Origin of the sequence: Acinetobacter sp. YH01019, from assembly GCF_013420285.1 — a bacterium.
Lineage (GTDB): Bacteria > Pseudomonadota > Gammaproteobacteria > Pseudomonadales > Moraxellaceae > Acinetobacter > Acinetobacter gandensis.
This window is the reverse complement of sequence record NZ_VOYM01000052.1, coordinates 1-22,331: the sequence shown is the minus strand read 5'-3', so window position 1 is coordinate 22,331 and position 22,331 is coordinate 1. Positions and strand designations below refer to the sequence as shown.

Sequence of the window (22,331 nt, the reverse complement as noted above, 5' to 3'; positions counted from 1 at the left end):
ATTTCTAAAGTGAATTTCGATGAGTACTTTATTACTAATTACCTCCTCACCAACTTCAATTCATGCTTGGCATGCATTTGGCCTTGCACAAGCTTTGAAACAAAAAAATGAAAGCTTTCGGGTTTTCTTTTATCAAGATGGTGTCAATGTAGCAAACGCCCTGCAATGGGTACCTGACGATCAGCGTAAACTCACAAGCGAATGGCAAAAGCTTGAGATCCGGCTACCTGTTTGTGTGAGTGCAGCCTTAGCACGAGGAATTAGCGATGCAGAAAATGCGCAGCGACATAACTTACAGCAACATAACCTTGCAGATCAGTTTGAACTGGTTGGTTTAGGTGAACTTGCAGATGCCGTGCAATCTGCTGACCGCTTAATTCAATTCTAAGTCTCAAATTTCCAAATATTTGTTGGATTTAATAGGAATATTTTGTGAAAACTGTACTCGTTGTACTCACCCATGCAAATCTAGCAAGTTTACAAGTGCATGAGAGCTTATCTGCCACCATGGTATTGGCTACATTTGGTTGTGATGTAAAAGTACTACTTAAAGATGCTGCCCTAAGCCTATTACAAACAGATCAACAATTTGATCAGTTAAAGCATGCCTTTAAACTTGCTTCAAACATGGTTGATAGTTTTGAGTTTTATGATTTAACACCAATACTCATTGAGCAAAAAAATACTCAACACCCATTTGTTCAAAAATCTGAACAAGAACTTGAATTTATCGAATTCAACACTGAATTCGTTCAGCGTTTTGACCATATCTTGTATTGGTGAGTGAGTAATAATCTATGTCAAACAATAGTCTTTATCTTGTACAGTCTTGTTATTCCAATACATTACAACATATACAGCAATTACAAAGTGTCTATACCACTGGCGATGCCTTAGTCCTCATGGGTGAAGCTGTCTTACATATTGCGGATGAACAAATACAAAAGTTAGGAACGTGTTTTGTATTAGACAACGACGCACAAATATTAGGTTGCGATGTTCACTTTAACCATATGCATGTCTGTACTTATGCAGAATTTGCGGACTTGTGTTTAAAATATCAACGTTGTATTACACTTAAATAAGTACTCATATTGTATTGAGTATTTAAAGAAATATCGGAAATAATATGAATCTCGAACTTGATCAAGATGGTCATTTAGTCGATTACACTATTTGGAATGAAGCCGTAGCCCAAGAATTGGCAAATACTTTAGACCTGCAACTCAGCCCTTGGCATTATGAAATTTTACAAGGTGTACGTCAGTTCTATCAACAATTTGGACATTCCCCTGCAACACGTCCACTGATTAAATATTTAATGAAAACAGTGAGTGCTGATATTAACAATGCAGTACTACAAGAGAGATTTAATACAGGCCTAGTTGCTCGACATTTAAGCCGACTTGCGGGCGTTCCAAAACCAGCAAACTGCTTATAATTTGATATTATAATGTCTGTTTATAAACTTAAATATTAAGTATTTAGCTAATTCAAAAATTAGAAATCAAGCCTGTTTGAGTTGATTCATAGCATTGAAATAGGCTTGAGTAAATACGGGTTTTACTTGCTTTGCCTGTATTTGCTCACCACAGCATGAACACACCATCACAGGTTTAAATGTTTGACCACAACGCTTGTGAACATATTCAACTGGCGAGCCTTTACCGCCATCCATATATTGATCAGCCCAATGAGTCATTGCTAACAATATCGGATATAGATCCAAACCTTTTTGAGTCAGGCGATATTCAAAACGTTCTTGCCGGTCAATATATGGTTGTTTAACTAAAATATCTTCTTCAACCAGTCGCTTTAATCGATCTGATAAAACATGGCGTGTCACACCTAAATTTTCTTGAAAATCGTCAAAACGGCGAATCCCCATAAAGGCGTTACGAATGATGAGCATGGTCCAACGATCACCCAGCACAGATTGTGCCCGTGCAATTGAACACGGCTGTTGTCCAATGTCTTCCCATTTCATCTTTAAATTACGCCTGTTAATAAACCCTATATGAACAAATTAATCCATTCATCAGCTTTTTGCAAAAACATTCATTTGCTTCGTGTTCTTTTGATAAAAGATAAAATGAAGTGGGGTTTGTTAAATTGAAGGCTTTATGATGCTAGACAGAACAATTGACTGTATATCTCCTAAGGAGTTAAAGTTCCAGAATAATTACTTTCGACATAGATCAATTAAAAAGACTTTCCACAATAAAAATCCCTTAACTATCGATCAATGATATCGCCACCCTATGATGGCTTAACTTAAAAACTTCTGAAATACGTCTTGTACAGACTCATACGCTCTCATCATTATTTCCATGTTAGAAATGGATCTGATCTTTATTATCTTCAATGATTTCAAGCCATGCTCTTGTGGATGGACTCATCGCAACCGTCGTATTCCAGGCCATGTTTAAGGTCCAGTTTAAATTTGGATTTTCCAGTACACTTACATTGTATTTATCATGATCAAGCTGATCACAATAAATTTTAGGTAAAAGCGCAATACCGACATTTGATTCGACCATTTTTGCAATGAAGTCCCATTGACTACTTTTACACACGACATTCGGTTCAAAACCAACATAGTTTGAAGCTTGAATAATCATATTATTCAGCGTGAACGTATCGGCATACAATAGAAAAGACTCTTCTTTAAGTTCAATCAGTGACACTTTGTTTCTATTGCGCCATTGCGATTCTTTACGTGAAAGTAAACAAAGTGGTGAGTCCATAATTTGAATACCACTTAGTACTGGTTTTAAATGTCCGAGAATAATCCCCACATCAATTTGTTTTTTTAAAATGGCGTCTTCAATTCCATTCGCACCTACCTCAAAAAAACTTAACTCAATATTAGGATATTGCTTATGAAACTGTGCTATCAAGGTACTTAATAACACCGAACCTAATGGTGGCAAGCCGATAGTGAGCTTTCCTTGTTTTAAAGCTCTGACCTGCGCCACAGTTTCAAACATACGTTGTTGCTCATTTAAAATAACCAACGCATGCTGATATATTTGCTCACCCATGTAAGTCAATTGTGCTTCACGTTTACGCCCCGCATCTCCTTTATGGAATAAAGGAACGCCAATTTCTTCTTCTAACTGTCGTATTAACTTACTAATCGTAGGTTGAGTGACAAATAGGCTCTCTGCTGCATGACTAAAACTTTGCTTTTGTACAATAGTGACAAAGACTTTGAGATTCTTAAAATCCATATTATTCCATTTAGGCATAATTTATATTTAATTATTCATAATTATACATCCGACACACTTTTAAAATAGCTCTATCTCCTTTGTACCAATTGCTTTTCTCCTCATGGATACTCAAAACACGCCTTCGCGATTTATTTCTTTGGCAAAAACACTTTCTCAACTTGGCCTACTAATCTTTATTTGGTGGCTCGGTACATGTATTCAAAGCTGGTTTAACTTACCGATTTCTGGCGGTGTTATTGGTTTGTTATTACTACTGGCTGCATTATTAAGTGGCATTTTTAAGATGCATTGGATTAAACAAGGGACTGACTTCATTTTGGCAGAACTGGTTTTGTTTTTTATTCCATGTGTAGTCGGTTTGATAAAATATAAGGCGTTATTTTTGACTTCGGGATGGCAATTGGTATTGTCTGTTGTACTTGGTACACTTTGCGTCATGGTCATAACAGCATTTACGGTCGCCCTCGGCTTTAAATTAGAAAAAAAATTAAACGGAAGAAAAAACAAAGCATCTAATGAACATGATGCAATCGACGTCAATACAGCAGGTAAAACACTATGAATTTCATGCAATTCGATAGTATGTCTGTATTATGTTTTGTAATGACCTTAATCGGCTATGTGCTGGTTAAAAAATTGCATCGCAGATTCCCCTATATGCTGTTTTCGCCAGCACTTTTTGTACCCTTTCTACTGATCGTATTCATGACCATTTTCCATGTATCTTACGATACCTATATGCAAGAAAGTCAGTGGATTGTTTGGATGTTGGGGCCAGCAACTGTAGCTTTTGCTATCCCCATTTATGAATATCGCCAAGTGATTCATAAGCACGCCATCAGTATTTGTTTAGGTATCGTGTTTGGAATGCTAGCAGGTGTGATCAGTGCTTTTTACTTGGCTAAAATATTTCATTTTGATCAAGAAACATCGTTCAGTTTGATGGCACGTTCAATCTCTACCCCTTTCGCAATGGAGCTAACCAATAATATTGGCGGTTCTGTCGAATTAGTGATTCTATTCACCATGATTACGGGTATTGCAGGTGTGGCGTTGGCAGATCTCGTTTTAGCAGGACTAAAACTACATTCTCGCTTTGCACAAGGTGCCGCGTTAGGCAATGCAGCACATGGTTTTGGTACGAGTAAAGCCTTTATGCGTCATAAGGAAGAAGGCGTCGCAGCCTGTTTAAGCATGGTGCTTGCTGGCGTATTTATGGTTTTACTTGGCCCGTCAATTATTCACTTAGTGGTTTATGCTCTGGGCTAAATTTGATCTATTTTTGATGCCTTTTTAATTTTAAGAATGTTTCTTTAAGCCTTGATTGAATCAAGGCTTTTTTTATTGAAGATATTAAATCTTGAAATTTTCACTACAATTTTTTTCCTGACCTTCAGCTGCCTAAAATCAAAATTTAAGCTGAGTGTTTTTCTTTTTAGTTTTAACTCGAATAACCCATTAATGAAGCATTGATTTTAAAATGATTAAATAGCAAACAAACAGTTTATTTGGCTAAAACTGTCATTATGGTCAAGATAAATCTAAATATGTTTTATAAATCATAAATATACAAATGTACTTTTATTATTTTTCATTTTATTTTAGATACTTATAATTTATTAAGCCCTTTCATATAAATTTATTTATGGTATTTTTCACGCGTTAATTTTTCGGGGTATCCCATATGAAACGCACGGCGATCCACACTGCCATATTCCTTAGCCTATTTTCTACTACAACGATTTATGCAGGCGGACTTGATCGCTCAGGCCAATCAATTAGTGCGTTTCTTCAACCGGGTAATTATGCTGAAGCGAGTATTTCCGTGCTTGATCCAAGCGTATCGGGTCAAGATAAATTTGGAAATTCAGCACCGAATATGGCGGGAGATTACTATTTCCCTGCTGCAGCTATTAAAGTCCAAGCGACGGATCATATTACTTTGGGTTTGATTTATGACCAGCCTTATGGTGCAGATGCTGAATACAGCGGTGATAATGCTTTTGTCGCAAAACCGACAGATAAAATTGTCGATGGTTTAAATTACACCACGGGTATGGTCGGTTCAACAGTTCAAGGTGGTACGTCGGTTCAAGTCAAAACAGAAAATATTTCAATGCTGATTGGTTACCAACCTAATGAAAATTGGAATATTTATGCAGGTCCGATGTATCAGTCTGTAAATGGTAGCGTGAAATTGCGTGGTGAGCTTTACTCCGTATTAAACGGTTATGATTTAGAAACTGGTACGGACTGGTCTTGGGGTTGGCTAGCAGGTGCTGCTTATCAAATTCCTGAAATAGCCCTGAAATAGCCCTGAAAGCCTCAATTACATATCGTTCTGAAGTCAAACATAAAATAGATGCCTATGAAAATTTTGGCTTGGACACAGATGCTGTAGCACGTGTTGTTCCTTTCTTGCGTCAGGCAAGTCAGGCAGACGGAAACTTTAGTTTTTCTACTCCACAATCGGTTAACCTTGATTTCCAAACTGGCATCATGGCAAATACCATTGCCTTTGCAAATTTACGTTGGGTGAATTGGTCAAACTTTGAAGTTCGTCCAAATAAATTTGGTCTTGTCTCATCTGCCGTAGGTCAAATGAAACCTGAGATTAACAAACCGAATGGTTTTAATCTAATTGACTATAAAGATGATCAAATCTCTGTGACTGTGGGTGTTGCACGTAAATTTAATGATCACTGGGGTGCCAATATCTCTGTCGGTTATGACACTGGTGCAGGTAATCCTGTAACAACACTCGGCCCAACTGAAGGCTATTGGTCTGTGGGTACAGGTTTACGTTTCAACCCTGCAAAAAATTACTTTATCGGTGCGGGTGTGAAATATTTCTGGTTAGGCGATGCTGAAGCTGTTACTGGTGCACACACTGAAGCTGGTAAATTTAGCAACAACCATGCGATTGGTTATGGTTTAAATATTGGTTATTCATTCTAATTCTTAAAAAATAATATATTGAGATGTAAAAAAGGACTTCAGCTGAAGTCCTTTTTTACGAATATTTTTTGGTGTTTAAATTTTACAATTATCCAACCACATTACTTTCGATTCTATAAAAAGTTAATTGACCCAATAATGCAATCCAATCACAAATGCCATTAAACTCGATAATTCTGAAATTTCAATTGCGGCACCAATGGTATCACCTGTAACACCACCTATACGTTGTATAAACTTGAGGCGCAAATAAGCCAAGGTCACAACAAAAACCACAAGGCTGATCAGCCCGACCCATGAAAAGTAAAAACTAGCCGCTAAGCATAGTACAAAAACCACCAATGCCCATATTCTCGGTATATATTCAGCGATCGATGAACCCAAGCCTTTTTCACGAACATATTGGGTGGTAAGAAATAGAAACAGCGGCGCGAGCCTGCCTAAAATTGGAAATAATATCAACGCCAAAAATTGCTGCTTTTGAAGTAATACATAAATGGCTGACCATTTTAGCAAGCAAATAATGACTAGACTCATCACACCAATCGGGCCACAGGCGGGGTCTTTCATAATTTTTAAAGTACGTTCAGCATCACCAAAACCGCCGACCCACGCGTCTGCAGTATCTGCCAGACCATCTAAATGCAAGCCACCTGTCAGCCAAATCCAGACCACCAAAATAATACTGCTGAGCAGAATAATCGGAAGGCTTTGTAGTGTGAACGCGAGCAGCGCTAATATGCCGCCAATGATCAATCCCACCACAGGATAGAACAGCAAAGATTGACCATTTTGCTGTTTGCTCGGCATGGCTTTGAGTTGGATGGGAAACGTCGTCAAAAACTGTAAAGCAATAAAAAATGGCATCATTTTCTTTGCTCCCAAAGACGAATATGCGCTGCATCGTAAATGCTAAACGCGTTCAGCTGCCCCAATTCAGCAGTCATTTTTAACAAATCATCCAACGGTTTTTGCTCGGCCAAACATTTTAAAAGCTTGATCACGCCGCCATGCGAAACCAACAATACGCGCTGCCATGCATTTTTCTGCGTAAGCTTTACGATTTGTTGAATGCCTAAATCTATGCGCTGTTGAAACTGTTGCATGCTTTCTGCATTTGGCGGCGTATATGTACTTGGACTTTGCCAAAACTGTGACAACAGTTCAGGACTTTGTTGATAAATTTGCTCGGTAGACACCGCTTCCCAATCACCAAAATGCATTTCTTGAAATTGCGCATTTTGAAATACAGGAGTATCTAATTGCTTAGATAAGTCATGAGCAAATAAACGACAACGCTGCAAATCTGAAGTAAATATGGCATCCCAAGCTGGCTGACTTTTCGCATTAATTTCATGCAATGCAGTAGTGATCGTTTGCTGCATTTGCTGCCAACCATACTCTGTCAATGCATCATCGGTTGAGCCACGTAATGTATGGCTCAACTCGGTTTCGCCATGACGCAGAATATCTAAACGGAAATGTTCCATTTAAACTTTTTCACCAATGACAGCAGCTTGAGCAAAGGTTGCCATATTGTTATGCAGGCTGCATGCCAAGCGAATCACGCCTAATGCTGCGCCCGCACCGCTGCCTTCACCTAAACGTAAATTCAACTTGAGTAATGGATTTGCATTCAGTTCTGATAATAAACGCACATGACCGTACTCCGCTGACTGATGTCCAAACAGCATCCAATCACGCACGGCAGGATTCATACGCACCGCAAGTAAAGCGGATACCGTGGTAATAAAGCCATCGACCACCATGGGCATGCCCAATTGCGCACAGCGTATATAAGCTCCGGTCATAGCAGCAATTTCTAAACCGCCCACAGCACACAACGCTTTGAATGCATCATTTCCAACATAGTCTTTATGCAATGCTAAAGCCTGATCAATGACCTGCTTTTTATGTGCTAATTGTTCAGCGCGAATACCTGTTCCCACACCAGTTAATTTTTCTGCAGGTTCATTGAGTAAAAAGCAAGCCACTGCTGACGCTGAACAGGTATTACCAATACCCATCTCCCCAGCGACATAAATAGACGCCCCCATGGCTACAGCATCTTCAACGCTTTTACGCCCAAGGCTTAAAGCTTGTAGACATTGCGCTTCGGTCATTGCTACAGTTTTGGCAAAATTTTCTGTGCCCTGTGCAATGCAATAGCGCTCCACACCTGCATATTCGTATGCTTCACCCACAGAACCACAGTCAATCACTTGTAATTTGGCTTGGTATTCTTTAGCAATTACACTGATACATGCACCACCAGTCGTAAAGTTTTGCAACATCTGGCGAGTTACCGCTTGCGGATAGGCTGAAATATTTTCTTCCATTATCCCATGGTCGCCTGCAAAGATGGTGATCCATGGTAAATCAACTTGAGGTTTTACAGTATTTTGTAGCGCAGCAAGTTGAACTGCGGTATTTTCCAATTCAGAAAGTGAGCCCGTTGGTTTGGTCAGTTGTAACTGATGTGCTTCAGCCTGTTGTTTTGCGTCCATACTTGGTTGTTTACATGCTTCAAGCCACCAGCTCATTTACTTTCTCCTTTTAACACTATAGGAAAACCGGCCACACAAAACACAACGTGGTCAGCAATCTGACCAAGTTGTTGATGTAAGCGGCCAGATTCATCGACAAATTTACGACTGAGTTGCCCCATAGGTACAACGCCTAGTCCAGTTTCATTACTGACTAAAATAATTTCGGATTTTAAGGTCGGAAGCACTTCAAGTAATTTTTGGCATTGCTGCGACTGAAAATCTTTCTGTTCATTCAGCAATAAATTACTCATCCATAAAGTCATGCAGTCCACCAAAATCAGTTGATTGGCTTGATCAATTTGCACTAGGCGATCGGCTAAATACAGCGGTTCTTCAACCAGTCCCCAATCTGTAGGACGGTCTGCTTGGTGATGCTGTATTCGCTCACGCATTTCATCGTCATAGGCTTGCGCTGTCGCAACATACGTTACGCTTAAGCCACTGTCTTTGGCTTTTTGTTCAGCCAATCGGCTTTTTCCTGAACGTGCGCCACCTAATATCAATTGAATCATGCTGTTTGCTTTTCCTTATTGAAGTCCTGAATATGAGCCAACAAAGGATATTGTTTATAAACAGTTAATGGGCCTTGTAAGAGCTGTGCCTGATAACTACCAAAACTTATTTGCTGAAAATCAATATTAAATTGCTGTTGTTGTAGTTTAGCAATACGCGCAAATACCTCATCACTGTTCATTGCATGTTTATATAAACCCAATGTGATGTGCGGACAATATTCGATAGGTGCAATTTCATCGCTATTCATATTTAGGCACTGTCGAATCTGCGCGAGTTGTTCGAAATCATCCTGAATTTCAATAAATAAAGCACTTTGAAAACTATTAATTTGACCTGTTTTCAATTGAATATTCGTGAAGGATAAGTGCTGAAGCTGTCGCTGCTGTTGTTTGAATTGTTGCTCGGAAAAATTATCGTTATACGTACTTTTTTCAGCGGCTAGAATGGCATCAGCAGTATTCAACGCATTAAAAAAACCGCAAATAAACAAAGTTATATGAAATTGACGCGTGTTCGGCGTATATAAAATATCCGAGAAATGCTCTCTAAGTGTAGCTAAATATGCCAATAAATCAGGATCGAGTATTTCTAAATACCATAACGCATAATGCTCACGTCCCAAATGCCACGCAGGATAGTCCTGATTCAGCGTAGGAACGACTGGCATTGATGGTTTAAGAAACACGACTTAATCACTTGAAAATTAATACTGTTTATTAAAACATGAAATGAAATCGACTTGACTGGTTTTTGATTTAGTAATATTCATCTAAAACTGAATTTCATTCAGTTTTAGATATTTTACCTTCCTTTATAAACAAAGCCGAATATTTCATTCGGCTTAGAGTGTGTTAATTAAGTTTTTCAGTAAACGCAGATACATTCCTTGCTGTATGCGTTCAAACGAAATGAGCTATTTGCTCTTGCTTCACCGACTTAGATGAGTTATTCGCCGCATTTTTAGGCTTTAAATCATGCTGGATAGCGTGTTGAAACGCGTTTATCACATCCTGTTCAATTCGTTGAATTTCAATCTGATGTTCACCTCGAAGTGCAATAAACATTTTTGCAAATTGAATTTGAATATATTCAGTGACTTGTTCAGTTGATAATCCTTCAACCTGCACCGCATATACCATACCTAACACAATGCCTTGTTCTAAATGGCATGTATTTAGTTCGTATTGCAAATTGGTTTTAAGTGAGCCCAACACTCGTTCATTAACTGAAAGTTTACGTAATGGATCACGTGCGACACGTGCAGATGGATCTTTATAGGCATGTTCACAAGAGTCTATAAAACTTTGAGTCAAGCGGCTAAGATCTTGGGCACGATGTGCGATGGACTGTGTCAACCCCGATTGCACTTCAGTTAATAATTCTTGCATGAATTGCTTGACTTGTGGATCAGCCAACGCGACACCGATTGTTTGATGTCCTGAACTTACAGCCTTCCAGGCCAACATGGCATGCACACCATTCCATAACCGATTTTTGATTAATTGAATTTCATCAATATCATCGACCAAAATCATTTGGCGCATTTTTTCCAGCAATGGACTGTTATTTTCCACATAAATAGGCATGTCTGATTCAGCATTGAATAGAATTAAATCCATGCTTTGCAAAATATGGCTTGGATGAAAATTACGACGCATATCCTCTACATATAAAGTCGCTTGACGCTCTTGCTCAGGATTGAGCCGAGTCGCATCTTCAATTTCAATTTGATCATCTGCTTCAACTTCATCTAATTGAAACTGTTTAAAAATATTGTATTTAATACGCAGTTGACGATAAAGATTCTGATCAGTCAGTTTCGAAACCATGCGGTTTACCACCGTGTCACAGAAATAGTGATGCCGCATAATTTGGTCTGCAACATCTTGACCTGCCAAATCTTCTAAAGCTTGGCTGAGATGCTGTATTAATAACTGTTTTGCGCCGACTTTATTTAAAATAATCAGTAAGGTGAGCGGCTCAATCGCTTTTTCATCGTGAGCAATATGTCGCGCATATAACCCCTGTGCAATGGTTTTAGCTTCTTCAGCAATGGCTTTTTCAGGTAAACAAATCGCAACTAGACTCGATTGCGTGTACATATCCTGCATTTGCTGAATATTTTCAGCATCAATAACCTCCATATTTTCTATACGTTCATCATAAGACAGTTGTCCGTAGCGAATGCAATAGGTACCAAAAGCATTTACCGCAGAGCGATACAGTGGATTACGTGTAGAAGCATAGATTTTTTTGGGGCGAGTATAGCCATCCCAATGCGATAAAATTTGCGCTAAATAGCCACCACCAATCGCACCAAAACCATGAATACCAACAGTTAACTGATTTAGTGTCTGTGGAAACGCTTCTTGAACCTTTGGCATTTCTAAATGTGCAGTAAATGGATCAAGCTCTAATAGGCAGTCATACATACACTCATAATAATAATGTGCCTTGGATAGCATATTTTCATTCGGTGTTTTGATGTCTTTAAACAACATGGTAATGCCGCCAGCATCATAGGCTGAAGTGACACCATTTTCAGAGTCTTCAAACATTAAACACTCTGAGGTTTTTAAGTTAAGTTTTTGCGCCGCCCGCATAAAAATTTCTGGATGTGGTTTGCCCTGCTCAACTTCGTCCCCACAAACCAAGACATCAAAGAATTTATAAACATTGGCATTAATTAAATATTCTTCTGCAATAGCTCGACGACTTGAAGTTGCCACAGCCATACGTAAACCAGACTTACGTAATCGTTCAAGAACTTGTACCAAACCTTTTTTAATGGGCACACCGTACTTACGTACACTTTCTAACTCCAACTCATCTGCACGTTTACGAATTTCAGCATAGGGAATGTTTTCATCATATTCTTCTTGAGCCAGTCGATGCGCACTTTGTGCACTTAAACCGAGACAGTTCATTAAATATGATTCAGAAAACTCCACACCAGTCAATTCTAGAGATGCCTGTTTCAAGGTTTGAAACCGTAAACGCTCAGTATCAAACATTGTTCCATCCATATCAAAAATTGCACCCAGTACAAGATCATTATTGAATTTAAGCATTTAAACTCCGTTATTGTTTTAATGCTAAAAGCATAAAGGAGTATTTTTACAATCCATTCATTTGAGATTTAATGAAACAATTTAGGTTATTTTTTAATCAATTATTAAGCAATCTCATGACTATTTGTAACCTTAGACATCTCACAAGTAACATTGTGTAAGCAAAATACTGTAGGGTCATTTGCGATTTATCTAAGCCAAACCATATTTTCTCTATGTAACGATTAAATCATTTCCTCATTACTCGATACCGTATGCTCAACTTTCATTTTGCTAAATAAGATAAAAAATATCATTAAAGCTAGCATCACGAATAATAAGAAATAATAGGGAAATGCCCGATGCCATTGATATAAGCCTGTACTGATTATGGGTCCAATCACAAAACTTAAAGCTTGTGTTGCAGTACACCAACTCGCGACTTTGGTTTGTAAGTGATTTGGAGCTGATTGTGCGGCTCCTGTGCTAAAGGCAGGAATTAAACATGCGACTGAAATTCCATACAACACATAGGTTGCTTGGAAGATGCTTAGATTAGCAGTAAAAGATGAGATGCTTAGCGCCAAAACCATATTCGTCAGCCCTACCCAAAGCAAGCGATAGACTGACCATCTTAAATACTTTGCAAGCAGAGTCTGCATAAGTACTAACGAAATTCCAACAATCAACGAACATTCTGCAAAATGCACTGCACCTTGTGCTGCATTCATATCAAAACGATCTTGAATATAAAAGCCAGCAGTCAAATTGACAGTAACAATGGCAAGGTACAAGCTAAAGCCTAGTATCAACCATGCATAGCATTGTTTAATACCAAAATTGGATGCAGTTTTAGATACAGACTCATTATTAATAATTTCTGACTTTTGAAAAGTTAAAGTTTGCGGTTCAAAAGCTATAATAACGATGCCTGAAATCAGACTTAATATAATAATTGCACCCCATAGCGGCGTCATCATACCACCAAGACCTAATAATAAGGTCGTCAGTAATGGTCCTACAATGACACCGACACTGTTTAATGCGCCGAATTTAGCCATAGCCTGCGAACGTTGTTGTTCGTTGTTATTGGTCGTCATGACATAACTTTGTAAGGCAATTTGTGGCATCGCCATAAATACACCAGTTGCTGCACGCGCAAACATGAGCAAACTAAACAAGACCACTAGACTTACTTGAGCACTTAATCCGTAATTCAATACCACAGCAAAAAGCCCCCAAGTGATCGCCATACCCACCAATCCAATGCTGAGTAATTGATAAATTGAAAATTTGTTTTGCTTTTTAGAAATGTATAACGCAGAAATTGCCATGAGTAATGCACCAATAGACACCATTGCACCACCTTGTAATTCGGATAGTTTGAGCTCTCGAATTAAAGGTGCGAGCAAAGGAAGTATCATAGAAAAACTTGCACCATTGGCTAAACTAGCGGCAATAAACAGCTTGTTATTACGATCCATTATTTTTGTTATCCATTTTTAGTGGCTACGTTATAACCAATCGATGTGGCTTAAGCCACCCCTATTTTGTAAGCTGGCTTAGCTCTTATTTTTTGAATAATTTAAACGTGGCGGCATTGTATTACAGAACACAATTCATTTTTTGATAAGCCCAGTTGTCATCGGCTACTCGTAATATACTGGCAAATAAAACAGCCTTTACGCTTCTAAATAAAGGCTCATTTAATTTATTTCTTCAAACAGCGATGTTTTAGATATTTAGGCCTATGACTTAAGCATCTAAAACATCGGCAAATTGTGCGCTTAACACTTTAGCTAAATCTTGTGGTTTTAAGCCAATATCCAGGCCACGTTTACCACCACTGACATAGATTTTATCGAGCTGTGCTGCCGAAGCATCAATGACTGTTTTTAAGCGTTTTTTCTGACCAACAGGACTAATCCCACCCACCAGATATCCAGTTAAACGCTCTGCATCTTTAGGATCAGCCATTTTTAATTTTTTGCAGCCAAACGCTGAAGCGACCTTTTTCAAGTTTAGTTGATATTCAACAGGTAAAACGGCGACAAAATAATTTTTATCATCGGTAACCATTAAGGTCTTAAACACAACATCAACACTTAAGCCAAGTTTTTCAGCTGCTTCTAAGCCAAAACTTTTGGCATCTGGGTCATGTTCATATTCATGAATTGAAAAATCTATTTTGTTGGATTTTAAAAGTTTAGTTGCAGGAGTCATTACTTTTTCGTTTTTCCATTACTACTTTACGGCTGTATTTATTATATGCCTTTCAGCAATCAAAATTCGACACTAATACATTTCCTACGACCTTAAGACTTATGTTGACAATCTTTAACATTGATTTGCTTGTAAGCAAAACCAACTAGCGTATAAAATTCATGCAAAACATAATGCTACAACAATAATATGCCTTCGATTTATCAACTTAAACCCGCCTTTCAAAACTTACTTCGGCCTCTAGTTAAATCTCTTTACACAATAGGTATTAGCGCAAATCAAATCACTTTGCTTGCTATGTTTATTTCTTTAGCTGTTGCAAGTTTCATTTATATTTATTTTTCTAAACATGGCATCGGGCTTTTATTGTTGATCTTTCCCCTTTGGATGCTTATTCGGATGGCTTTTAATGCAATTGATGGCATGTTGGCTCGTGAATTTAATCAGCAATCTAAACTTGGTGCTTTTTACAATGAACTATGCGATGTCATCTCTGACACTGCTTTATATTTCAGTTTGATTTGTTTTGCATTTATTCAAGCTGAGCTACTGATACTTGCCTGTTTTCTTTCTATTTTGTCTGAATATACAGGGGTCATGGCACCCCTCATTGGAGCAGAACGCCGTTATGATGGCCCAATGGGGAAAAGTGATCGTGCCTTGGCCTTTAGCCTAATTTGCATTGTTATAGCAGCATATTCAATTTTTGATTTTGGTCTGAACTTGCTGTCTCAGATCTGTAATGGCATTTTAATCATCATTATTTTGCTACTTGCAGTGACCATTTTTAACCGTATTAAAAACAGTATCCATATACCTGAATAAATCATTTTAACCACGCACTTTTGAGCTGCGATTTTTAGCTTTAATTTTTTAAAACCAAGAAATTTGATTTTTATAAGAGAATTAACCATGTATAACAACACACAACATACGTTTATTAGCCACGACGGCACTGCTCTTTTTTATCAGCGTTGGGAAAATGCAGAACTAAAACGTAATCGTAAGAAAAAAGCCGTGATTTTGTTTCACCGTGGGCATGAGCATTCAGGTCGAATGGCGCATTTGGTCGAAGAACTGGGTTTAAACGAGTTTGATTTTTTTGCCTGGGATGCCCGTGGTCATGGTCAATCTCCGGGTGAACGAGGAGATGCACCGAGTTTTTCTGCATGTGTACACGATATCCAATATTTCGTCCAACATTTACAGGCGGAGTACAACATCCAGCCAGAAAACATTGCCATAGTTGCTCAGAGTGTCGGTGCGGTTCTAGCTGCAACATGGGTACATGACTATGCACCTAAAATTCGTGCGCTGTGTTTAGCCTCACCTGCCTTTGATATTAAATTATATGTGCCCTTTGCAAAACCAGGTCTAAATTTACTCAGTAAAGTACGCGGTAACTTTTTTATTAACAGTTATGTCAAAGCAAAAATGCTCACGCACGATCAAGAGCGTGCAAAAAGTTATGACACCGACCCTCAAATTGCCCGCGCCATTTCAGTCAGAATGTTACTTGGTCTGTATGCAGCGTCAGAACGGATTGTTCAAGATGCACAACATATTTTTGTGCCAACGCAAATTCTTTGTTCAGGCTCAGACTTCGTGGTTCAGCAAAAACCTCAACGTGAATTTTATGCAAAACTGCCACATCCATTAAAAGAGTTTCATGTGTTGGATGGCTTTTACCACGATACTTTAGGCGAAAAGCAACGTCAGATTGCAACTGATAAAATTCGACGTTTTATTCTGCAATGCTTTGCACAAAACTATGCAGCACCGAATGTCTTAAATGCCGATAAAATTGGCTCAAGTTGCGCCGTTGCCGAAACTTTGAGTTCTACACTTCCTAAAAACTCGCTTAAACACGCCTTTTGGAATCTAACCAAGCAAAATCTAAAAATTGGCAGCATGTTTTCCAGTGGCTTAAAAATTGGGGAAAATACAGGCTATGACTCTGGCAGTACACTCGACTTTGTTTATCGCAACCGGACTGAGAGTTCCAATCCCATTGGCAAGTTGATTGATCGCCAATATTTAAATGCCATTGGCTGGCGTGGTATTCGTGTACGTAAGCAAAATATTGAAGCCATGCTGAAAAAATATGCCAATCAGCTCATTCAAAATCAGCAAGCTGTCAGAATTATGGACATTGCTGCGGGTCATGGTCGCTATATATTGGATGCCGTTCAACAGCTTCCGCAGCAACCTGACTCCATTTTGCTGCGCGATTACAGCAACCTGAATGTAGAAGCGGGACAGAAAATGATTGAGCAACGTGGTCTAACTGATCTTGCCCAATTTGTCCAAGCCGACGCTTTTGATACTGCTTCACTTGCCAGTGTAGAACCCAAACCTACCCTTGCCGTGGTATCAGGACTTTATGAATTATTTAGTGATAACGATCTACTACGCAAATCCTTAACAGGTCTTAGCCAAGCGATCGAATCACAAGGCTACTTGATCTATACAGGACAAATTTGGCATCCGCAACAAGAGTTTATTGCTCGTGCGCTGACCTCACATCGCAAAGGAGATGCTTGGGTGATGCGTCTTCGCTCTCAAGCAGAAATGGATGCCTTAGTCGAACAAGCTGGATTTAAAAAAATCGATCAAGTTATTGATGAATTTGGTATTTTCACCGTTTCAGTCGCTCAAAAAATCTAAATGGGTGAACAGCATGCTAGATTCAAACAAACAAGATGGCACATGGAAGCTCGGTCTACTCTGCCTAGCGGTGCTTGCGCCATTCTTTTTTCTTAGCTATGGCTTTGCAAATCAATACACATCTGGACTGTCTCAAGTCCCATCCATCGTTTTTGCTTGGGAGAAATACATCCCGCTTTGGCCATGGAGTATCGTGCCTTATTGGTCGATTGATTTATTTTATGGCTTATCTTTACTGCTGTGTTGGAATCGTTTTGAGTTAAAACAGCATGTACTTAGGCTATTTACTGCACAGATTATTTCTATTACCTGCTTTTTGCTGTTCCCGCTCAAATTTAGTTTTGAACGTCCGGAACTCAGCGGATTTTTTGGATTGTGGTTTGATGTATTGATGGGCTTCGATAAACCGTTCAATCAAGCCCCGTCTTTACACATTGTTCTGTTGGTGATTTTGTGGGAGTTTTACCGTCGTCATAGCCAAGGAAAATTAAAATTTCTCGTCGATGCTTGGGCATTTTTAATTGGTCTATCCGTGCTGACCACTTGGCAGCATCATTTTATTGATATCCCAACAGGCATTCTCGTAGGTGCACTGTGTTTATGGTTATTTCCTCTACAAGTTCAATCACCTTTGGCAAAAAATCTAACTAGCCGCCTAACGCTTAAACATCTGAAAATTGGTGGCTTATATCTACTCGGTGCATTTTTTTTAGCCGCGCTTGCCAATGCTAAAGGCGCTTGGCTTTGGTTACTTTATCCGGCATCGAGTCTATTGATGGTCGCATTGGCTTACTTTTTCAATCGACCGCATTTATTCCAGAAGCAAAGTAATGGACAAATGACCATTGCAGCTTGGCTACTTTACGCGCCTTATTTTCTATTTGCGTGGCTCAATAGCCGTTTGTGGACAAGATCGCATCAAGAAGATTCAAAAATTATCCATTTTCAACAGCATGATCTATATTTAGGTCGTATTCCAAATCAACAACACCTTCAATACTATCAAGCCTGCTTGGATTGCTGCGCTGAAATGCCTATTGCACGGAAGCAAGATGACCAAAATTATAAACAGATTCTCAGCCTAGATTTAATTCCTTTGCAAGCGACACAGCTCAAGCAAGCAGTAATTGTTTTAGATGAATTAATTGGACTTGATATAACAATTGATAAATCGACTCACAATGCCGAAGTTTTGGTATTTTGCGCACTGGGCTATTCTAGAAGTAGCGCTGTCCTCACCGCATTTTTACTCAAGCATTATTCCGAACATTCTGTTGAAGATTGCATCAGAATCATTCGTCATGCACGTCCATGGGTAGTCTTAAACCAAGCTCAAATCAAGCAACTTGATATCTATCGCCTTAAACTTAAAGGTTTAGCACCATGACCATGCAAATGCGACTACTTGCCAAGCTGCTAAATTGCTCGAAGGAATTACTTTGCTCTGCATATCTAGCATTTATTTTCAGTCTCTTACTGCTTATTTGGCATCGCCAATCACTTATTTTAGATAGCTTATTTTGCTTGATCTGTTTGCAGCTGATCGCCCTACAACATTTTGTCAGTATTCGTGTTCAATTTGATGCGGATATCTTAGAAATGCTGAGTCAGCCGTCTAACGGCACATCTCAAGATGTGCAACTTGAATCGCTAACTACTGAACTGGATCAGAGTCTGATTGCTCTAAATCTAATGCCGCCCGCCAAAGCCAATCGTACTTGGTCAGTTCGACTTCAAGCTTGCAAAGGTTTATTTAGGCTTCAAATTCTGCTCTTGGTCTTGCAATATTCCGTTTTTATTTGCATATTTTTGCTTTATCGATAGATAACTATAAAGAACATCATGCCAACATTACCCACGCCAGATTCCAATAACACGATTATTCGTCCCAATAAACGAGGGAATATTTTAAGCCGTTCATTGGCTCGGTTCATTGCCTATCTTACTCGTCGAGGTGCACGTCTGCTCACTGGCGCACGTAGCCTTTGGGTCGGCTGCAAACCTGTGATGAAACAGCGGATTTACTATGCTAACCATAACAGTCATATCGATTTCATCCTACTGTGGTCATCTTTGCCAACCGATTTAAGACGACAAACACGCCCGATTGCGGCATCAGACTATTGGTTAAAGGATGGTTTTCGACGCTTTTTGATTCAGGACACTTTTACCGGTGTGACCATTCAACGTAACCGAGTGAATAATCAAGACCCTTTACAGCCTGTAAAAGATGTTTTGGCAGAAGGTTATTCAATTATTTTCTTTCCTGAGGGCACGCGTAATCTAAATGATGATGTTGAACTATTAGAGTTTAAAAGCGGCTTATACCATTTAAAAACTCAGTTTCCTGATGTAGAGGTGGTTCCAGTCTGGATTTCAAACTTAAAACGCGTCATGCCCAAAGGTGCATTGGTTCCCTTGCCACTACTTTCCACGGTGATTTTTGGGCAACCTTTAATCCATGATGAAAAGCAGAGTAAAGCAGACTTTTTACATTATGCCCAAGCTGAATTGCTGAAACTTAAAGCATTGGAGTACCAATAATGGATTTAAGTAATGCACAAATGACCTATTTATTGTTTGGTATCTTTGCCGCCATTTTGGTATTTGCATCAACGATCGGTTATATCCTGAAACTCCGAGCTGGCTACGCTCCGGCCCCTGTCATCGACAACTTAAATGCACGTATCAATGCATGGTGGGTCATGTTGTTGGTATTGGGTGCAGCCATCATGCTAGGAAAAATAGCCTTCGTGGTGTTATTTGCACTGATTTCGCTGTTCGCCCTACGTGAATTCATTAGCCTATTGCCAACACGCCGTGGCGACTATTTTCCTCTGCTGATTGCTTTTTATTTTGTTATTCCTTACCAATACTATTTGGTCTATATCGATTGGTACGGGCTGTATTCGATTTTTATCCCGTTGTACGTGTTTTTACTCATTCCAATTGCCACTTTAAAACAAGAAGATACCACGCGCTTTTTAGAGCGCAGCGCCAAAATACAGTGGGGACTGATGATCAGTGTGTTCTGTATCTCGCATGTGCCTGCACTGTTAAATTTAAAACTGCCCGGTTTCAGCGGTGAAAAAATTTGGTTGGCTATTTGGTTGATTATGGTAGTGCAAGCCTCCGATGTGCTGCAATATGTCTGCGGTAAGCTGTTTGGCAAACACAAAGTTGCACCCGTTCTTTCCCCATCTAAAACCATTGAAGGCTTACTTGGCGGGATTGTCTTAGCAACGGCGCTTGGCGTGGTAATGTCTTGGCTAACACCTTTTAATTATATACAGGCCACAATTATTGGTTTGATTGTCTGTATTTTTGGTTTCTTTGGTGGTTTGGTCATGTCTGCGATTAAGCGTGATCGCGGTGTGAAAGATTGGGGGCAATTAATTCAAGGTCATGGTGGTATGTTGGATCGAATTGATTCTATTTGCTTTTCTGCGCCAGTATTCTTCCATATTTTGCGTTATTGGTGGTCTTAGACTTTATTTAAAAACTTCATAATTTAGAAAGCTCCATACGAGTTAGACCAATTTCAAATTTCTAACTAAAAAAATCCCGAATGTATCGGGATTTCTTATGTGTGGAGCCAGATTTAATGATGAATCAAGCCCAAATTAAACATCACTTGAAGCAAATTTCTTTAAAATCGCTGCACGGCGTTTAGGAAAAATATTAGCTTTGTCCAAATCCCCTTCATAATGATCATAAACTCGTTTATCCATCATCTTAAACCATAGTGAGGGTACTAATGCCGGAATTAACATGGTTGCATAACCACTTGGCAATTCTGGCGCTTCATCAAAATGTCGTAGTGCCTGAAATGGTCGAGTTGGATAGGCATGATGATCAGAATGACGCTGCAATTGATACAAAAATAAATTCGTCACAATATTATTGTTGTTCCAACTGTGTTCAGGCATCGTACGCGCATAACTGCCATCAGCCTTTTGCTCACACTTTAAACCATAATGTTCAATATAATTAATAATTTCAAACAGGCTCACCCCATAAAATGCTTGAGTGACTAAATATGGCGTGACCCGCACACCAAACACTTTTAGCATAGCGGCATGGAAACCAGCACTCATCGCCCAACCATGAAACAGCTCATTTTCTTTGGAAAAGAAGCTTAAACCTTTACGTTTTAATCTCTGCTTTTCAATTCGAATCGCTGACTTAATTCCGCCAAATACGGTACGTGGCCAAAACTCATAAAATGTTTCGCCCATTTTTGAAGATGCAGGATCTTCAGGTGTTGCAGCACGTTTATGATGACCGTATGGATGCTCAATCCGGAAATGGCTATAACCCAAAGGTGCTAGTGTCGCATGCGCCCAGTAATGATCTTTTTTATGCGGACGATGGCAGAGTTCATGCGCTGTATTTACCCCAACACCATTTATTGCCCCCATTGAAATACCGAGCAGCAATTGATCAATCAGTGATACATCCTTACGTGTCACTACATAACCTGCGAAAGCGTTCGCAGCCATTTGTAGTGGAATAAAGAGTTTTACAATGCGGTCATAATACGGATCATTCACCAAGACTTTAATATCATCATCTGTTGGATTGTTAGCATCATCACCAATCAACGCATCTAAAGCGGGAATTATCACATGCAGCAACAGTGGTCCCCCCATCGCAAACAGTTTTTTTGTCGATTTTGGACCAAAATGATAGCCGGCTAAAATCCCCATTCCAATAACAGGTAAGCCTGGACTGAGTAGCCAGCCATAGCGTTTTCTATCTAAAACACTGCCAATTTTCTTTTCCAATTGTGCAAGCTGCTGTTCATTTAATTTTACTGGTGCATTCATGCTCTTATCTTCCCTATTTACTTCTTCTGTGTTTATATTCAACAAATAAGGATTGCGATAACAGTTTTAAGCGTCCAAAAAAACTATGTGATCGTCTTTGGCATGTATGGATATATGCTGGCCTTCAAGCACATAAAGATCATGTTTTACTATAAAATAAGATGAGTAAATATTTGGGTGGTGTTTTAAAAAGTATGCTGACATTAAATGAAGCCATTATTGATGTAAAAGAAGGTTAAGTCGAAGGCTTTAAAATGGTTTTCAAGCTTTTTGGAGAAATTACAACTTCTTCTAAAACCACGC

The 22,331-nt window shown here is 39.1% G+C and carries 23 protein-coding genes and 2 pseudogenes; 13 read left to right on the top strand and 12 right to left on the bottom strand.

Annotated elements, in window-relative coordinates:
- Positions 1–19 precede the first annotated feature (19 nt).
- Genes tusD through FTT84_RS12115 form a run of 4 tightly spaced genes read left to right on the top strand, consistent with a single transcriptional unit; the run spans position 20 to position 1,441 of the window.
- Positions 20–388 (top strand): sulfurtransferase complex subunit TusD, encoded by a 369-nt coding sequence (gene tusD, locus FTT84_RS12130; protein ID WP_067766457.1) that lies wholly within the window; start codon positions 20–22, stop codon positions 386–388.
- A 44-nt stretch (positions 389–432) separates the two neighbouring features.
- Entirely contained in the window at positions 433–783 is a 351-nt protein-coding gene (locus FTT84_RS12125) for a hypothetical protein (protein WP_067766454.1), read from the top strand.
- Positions 784–797: 14 nt separating this feature from the next.
- Entirely contained in the window at positions 798–1,085 is a 288-nt protein-coding gene (locus tag FTT84_RS12120) for a DsrH/TusB family sulfur metabolism protein (protein ID WP_067766451.1), read from the top strand.
- A gap of 44 nt (positions 1,086–1,129) precedes the next feature.
- The gene (locus tag FTT84_RS12115) at positions 1,130–1,441 is read left to right on the top strand and encodes a TusE/DsrC/DsvC family sulfur relay protein (RefSeq protein WP_180081279.1); all 312 of its coding nucleotides are present in this window, start codon (positions 1,130–1,132) and stop codon (positions 1,439–1,441) included.
- Between the two features lie 66 nt (positions 1,442–1,507).
- Here FTT84_RS12115 and FTT84_RS12110 read toward each other — a convergent pair whose 3' ends face one another.
- Both FTT84_RS12110 and FTT84_RS12105 read right to left on the bottom strand, forming a co-directional pair.
- Complete coding sequence (locus FTT84_RS12110) at positions 1,508–1,987, bottom strand: helix-turn-helix domain-containing protein (protein ID WP_067766445.1); 480 nt, start codon at positions 1,985–1,987, stop codon at positions 1,508–1,510.
- A gap of 346 nt (positions 1,988–2,333) precedes the next feature.
- On the bottom strand, positions 2,334–3,233 hold the full coding sequence (locus tag FTT84_RS12105; protein WP_067766442.1) for a LysR family transcriptional regulator: 900 nt from the start codon (positions 3,231–3,233) through the stop codon (positions 2,334–2,336).
- A gap of 103 nt (positions 3,234–3,336) precedes the next feature.
- Between FTT84_RS12105 and FTT84_RS12100 the strand changes: the two genes are divergently transcribed.
- The 3 genes and pseudogenes from FTT84_RS12100 (at position 3,337) to FTT84_RS12090 (ending at position 6,194) form a co-directional block, all read left to right on the top strand.
- Positions 3,337–3,798, top strand: coding sequence for a CidA/LrgA family protein (locus tag FTT84_RS12100; RefSeq protein ID WP_067766440.1), 462 nt, complete (start codon positions 3,337–3,339; stop codon positions 3,796–3,798).
- Between the two features lie 41 nt (positions 3,799–3,839).
- Entirely contained in the window at positions 3,840–4,505 is a 666-nt protein-coding gene (locus FTT84_RS12095) for an LrgB family protein (RefSeq protein ID WP_373685021.1), read from the top strand.
- A gap of 415 nt (positions 4,506–4,920) precedes the next feature.
- A pseudogene (locus tag FTT84_RS12090) lies at positions 4,921–6,194 on the top strand (OmpP1/FadL family transporter).
- Positions 6,195–6,317: 123 nt separating this feature from the next.
- On the opposite strand, the gene FTT84_RS12085 reads toward FTT84_RS12090, so the two are convergent.
- The 8 genes from FTT84_RS12085 to ybaK form a co-directional block, all read right to left on the bottom strand.
- On the bottom strand, positions 6,318–7,064 hold the full coding sequence (locus tag FTT84_RS12085; RefSeq protein ID WP_180081281.1) for an adenosylcobinamide-GDP ribazoletransferase: 747 nt from the start codon (positions 7,062–7,064) through the stop codon (positions 6,318–6,320).
- Positions 7,061–7,684 carry a histidine phosphatase family protein gene (locus tag FTT84_RS12080; protein ID WP_180081283.1) on the bottom strand — a complete coding sequence of 208 codons (624 nt, stop codon included), beginning with the start codon at positions 7,682–7,684 and terminating at the stop codon, positions 7,061–7,063. The genes FTT84_RS12085 and FTT84_RS12080 overlap by 4 nt, the downstream gene beginning before the upstream one ends.
- Entirely contained in the window at positions 7,685–8,737 is a 1,053-nt protein-coding gene (cobT, locus tag FTT84_RS12075) for a nicotinate-nucleotide--dimethylbenzimidazole phosphoribosyltransferase (RefSeq protein WP_180081285.1), read from the bottom strand.
- On the bottom strand, positions 8,734–9,255 hold the full coding sequence (gene cobU, locus FTT84_RS12070) for a bifunctional adenosylcobinamide kinase/adenosylcobinamide-phosphate guanylyltransferase (protein ID WP_067766426.1): 522 nt from the start codon (positions 9,253–9,255) through the stop codon (positions 8,734–8,736). Before cobU ends, cobT begins: the two co-directional genes overlap by 4 nt.
- The gene (locus tag FTT84_RS12065; RefSeq protein ID WP_180081288.1) at positions 9,252–9,944 is read right to left on the bottom strand and encodes a 2'-5' RNA ligase family protein; all 693 of its coding nucleotides are present in this window, start codon (positions 9,942–9,944) and stop codon (positions 9,252–9,254) included. The genes cobU and FTT84_RS12065 overlap by 4 nt, the downstream gene beginning before the upstream one ends.
- A gap of 214 nt (positions 9,945–10,158) precedes the next feature.
- Positions 10,159–12,330, bottom strand: a complete 2,172-nt coding sequence (mtlD, locus tag FTT84_RS12060) for a bifunctional mannitol-1-phosphate dehydrogenase/phosphatase (RefSeq protein ID WP_180081290.1) — start codon at positions 12,328–12,330, stop codon at positions 10,159–10,161.
- Between the two features lie 224 nt (positions 12,331–12,554).
- Complete coding sequence (locus FTT84_RS12055) at positions 12,555–13,793, bottom strand: MFS transporter (protein ID WP_067766417.1); 1,239 nt, start codon at positions 13,791–13,793, stop codon at positions 12,555–12,557.
- 271 nt (positions 13,794–14,064) lie between these two features.
- Positions 14,065–14,532 (bottom strand): Cys-tRNA(Pro) deacylase, encoded by a 468-nt coding sequence (ybaK, locus tag FTT84_RS12050; protein WP_180081292.1) that lies wholly within the window; start codon positions 14,530–14,532, stop codon positions 14,065–14,067.
- Between the two features lie 189 nt (positions 14,533–14,721).
- Between ybaK and FTT84_RS12045 the strand changes: the two genes are divergently transcribed.
- The 6 genes from FTT84_RS12045 to FTT84_RS12020 all read left to right on the top strand — a co-directional run bounded on the left by FTT84_RS12045 (position 14,722) and on the right by FTT84_RS12020 (position 20,687).
- Positions 14,722–15,357 carry a CDP-alcohol phosphatidyltransferase family protein gene (locus tag FTT84_RS12045; RefSeq protein ID WP_180081294.1) on the top strand — a complete coding sequence of 212 codons (636 nt, stop codon included), beginning with the start codon at positions 14,722–14,724 and terminating at the stop codon, positions 15,355–15,357.
- Between the two features lie 87 nt (positions 15,358–15,444).
- Positions 15,445–17,199, top strand: a complete 1,755-nt coding sequence (locus tag FTT84_RS12040) for a bifunctional alpha/beta hydrolase/class I SAM-dependent methyltransferase (RefSeq protein WP_180081296.1) — start codon at positions 15,445–15,447, stop codon at positions 17,197–17,199.
- A 13-nt stretch (positions 17,200–17,212) separates the two neighbouring features.
- Positions 17,213–18,586, top strand: coding sequence for a phosphatase PAP2/dual specificity phosphatase family protein (locus FTT84_RS12035; RefSeq protein WP_257223413.1), 1,374 nt, complete (start codon positions 17,213–17,215; stop codon positions 18,584–18,586).
- Positions 18,583–19,023, top strand: a complete 441-nt coding sequence (locus FTT84_RS12030) for a hypothetical protein (RefSeq protein ID WP_180081300.1) — start codon at positions 18,583–18,585, stop codon at positions 19,021–19,023. Before FTT84_RS12035 ends, FTT84_RS12030 begins: the two co-directional genes overlap by 4 nt.
- 18 nt (positions 19,024–19,041) lie before the next feature.
- Positions 19,042–19,743 (top strand): 1-acyl-sn-glycerol-3-phosphate acyltransferase, encoded by a 702-nt coding sequence (locus tag FTT84_RS12025; RefSeq protein ID WP_067766398.1) that lies wholly within the window; start codon positions 19,042–19,044, stop codon positions 19,741–19,743.
- Positions 19,743–20,687 (top strand): phosphatidate cytidylyltransferase, encoded by a 945-nt coding sequence (locus FTT84_RS12020; protein WP_067766395.1) that lies wholly within the window; start codon positions 19,743–19,745, stop codon positions 20,685–20,687. Before FTT84_RS12025 ends, FTT84_RS12020 begins: the two co-directional genes overlap by 1 nt.
- A gap of 135 nt (positions 20,688–20,822) precedes the next feature.
- Here the strand turns inward: FTT84_RS12020 and FTT84_RS12015 are convergent, their stop codons facing one another.
- Both FTT84_RS12015 and FTT84_RS12010 read right to left on the bottom strand, forming a co-directional pair.
- Positions 20,823–22,028, bottom strand: a complete 1,206-nt coding sequence (locus tag FTT84_RS12015; RefSeq protein WP_180081302.1) for an alkane 1-monooxygenase — start codon at positions 22,026–22,028, stop codon at positions 20,823–20,825.
- Positions 22,029–22,231: 203 nt separating this feature from the next.
- Positions 22,232–22,331: pseudogene (locus tag FTT84_RS12010) on the bottom strand (IS1 family transposase); the annotation flags it as partial.

Coding starts and splice junctions, on each gene's coding strand:
- tusD (WP_067766457.1), top strand. CDS start 20: ATGAGTACTTTATTACTAATTACCTCCTCACCAACTTCAATTCATGCT.
- FTT84_RS12120 (WP_067766451.1), top strand. CDS start 798: ATGTCAAACAATAGTCTTTATCTTGTACAGTCTTGTTATTCCAATACA.
- FTT84_RS12115 (WP_180081279.1), top strand. CDS start 1,130: ATGAATCTCGAACTTGATCAAGATGGTCATTTAGTCGATTACACTATT.
- FTT84_RS12110 (WP_067766445.1), bottom strand. CDS start 1,987: ATGAAATGGGAAGACATTGGACAACAGCCGTGTTCAATTGCACGGGCA.
- FTT84_RS12105 (WP_067766442.1), bottom strand. CDS start 3,233: ATGGATTTTAAGAATCTCAAAGTCTTTGTCACTATTGTACAAAAGCAA.
- FTT84_RS12100 (WP_067766440.1), top strand. CDS start 3,337: ATGGATACTCAAAACACGCCTTCGCGATTTATTTCTTTGGCAAAAACA.
- FTT84_RS12095 (WP_373685021.1), top strand. CDS start 3,840: ATGACCTTAATCGGCTATGTGCTGGTTAAAAAATTGCATCGCAGATTC.
- FTT84_RS12085 (WP_180081281.1), bottom strand. CDS start 7,064: ATGATGCCATTTTTTATTGCTTTACAGTTTTTGACGACGTTTCCCATC.
- FTT84_RS12080 (WP_180081283.1), bottom strand. CDS start 7,684: ATGGAACATTTCCGTTTAGATATTCTGCGTCATGGCGAAACCGAGTTG.
- cobT (WP_180081285.1), bottom strand. CDS start 8,737: ATGAGCTGGTGGCTTGAAGCATGTAAACAACCAAGTATGGACGCAAAA.
- cobU (WP_067766426.1), bottom strand. CDS start 9,255: ATGATTCAATTGATATTAGGTGGCGCACGTTCAGGAAAAAGCCGATTG.
- mtlD (WP_180081290.1), bottom strand. CDS start 12,330: ATGCTTAAATTCAATAATGATCTTGTACTGGGTGCAATTTTTGATATG.
- FTT84_RS12055 (WP_067766417.1), bottom strand. CDS start 13,793: ATGGATCGTAATAACAAGCTGTTTATTGCCGCTAGTTTAGCCAATGGT.
- ybaK (WP_180081292.1), bottom strand. CDS start 14,532: ATGACTCCTGCAACTAAACTTTTAAAATCCAACAAAATAGATTTTTCA.
- FTT84_RS12045 (WP_180081294.1), top strand. CDS start 14,722: ATGCCTTCGATTTATCAACTTAAACCCGCCTTTCAAAACTTACTTCGG.
- FTT84_RS12040 (WP_180081296.1), top strand. CDS start 15,445: ATGTATAACAACACACAACATACGTTTATTAGCCACGACGGCACTGCT.
- FTT84_RS12035 (WP_257223413.1), top strand. CDS start 17,213: ATGCTAGATTCAAACAAACAAGATGGCACATGGAAGCTCGGTCTACTC.
- FTT84_RS12030 (WP_180081300.1), top strand. CDS start 18,583: ATGACCATGCAAATGCGACTACTTGCCAAGCTGCTAAATTGCTCGAAG.
- FTT84_RS12025 (WP_067766398.1), top strand. CDS start 19,042: ATGCCAACATTACCCACGCCAGATTCCAATAACACGATTATTCGTCCC.
- FTT84_RS12020 (WP_067766395.1), top strand. CDS start 19,743: ATGGATTTAAGTAATGCACAAATGACCTATTTATTGTTTGGTATCTTT.
- FTT84_RS12015 (WP_180081302.1), bottom strand. CDS start 22,028: ATGAATGCACCAGTAAAATTAAATGAACAGCAGCTTGCACAATTGGAA.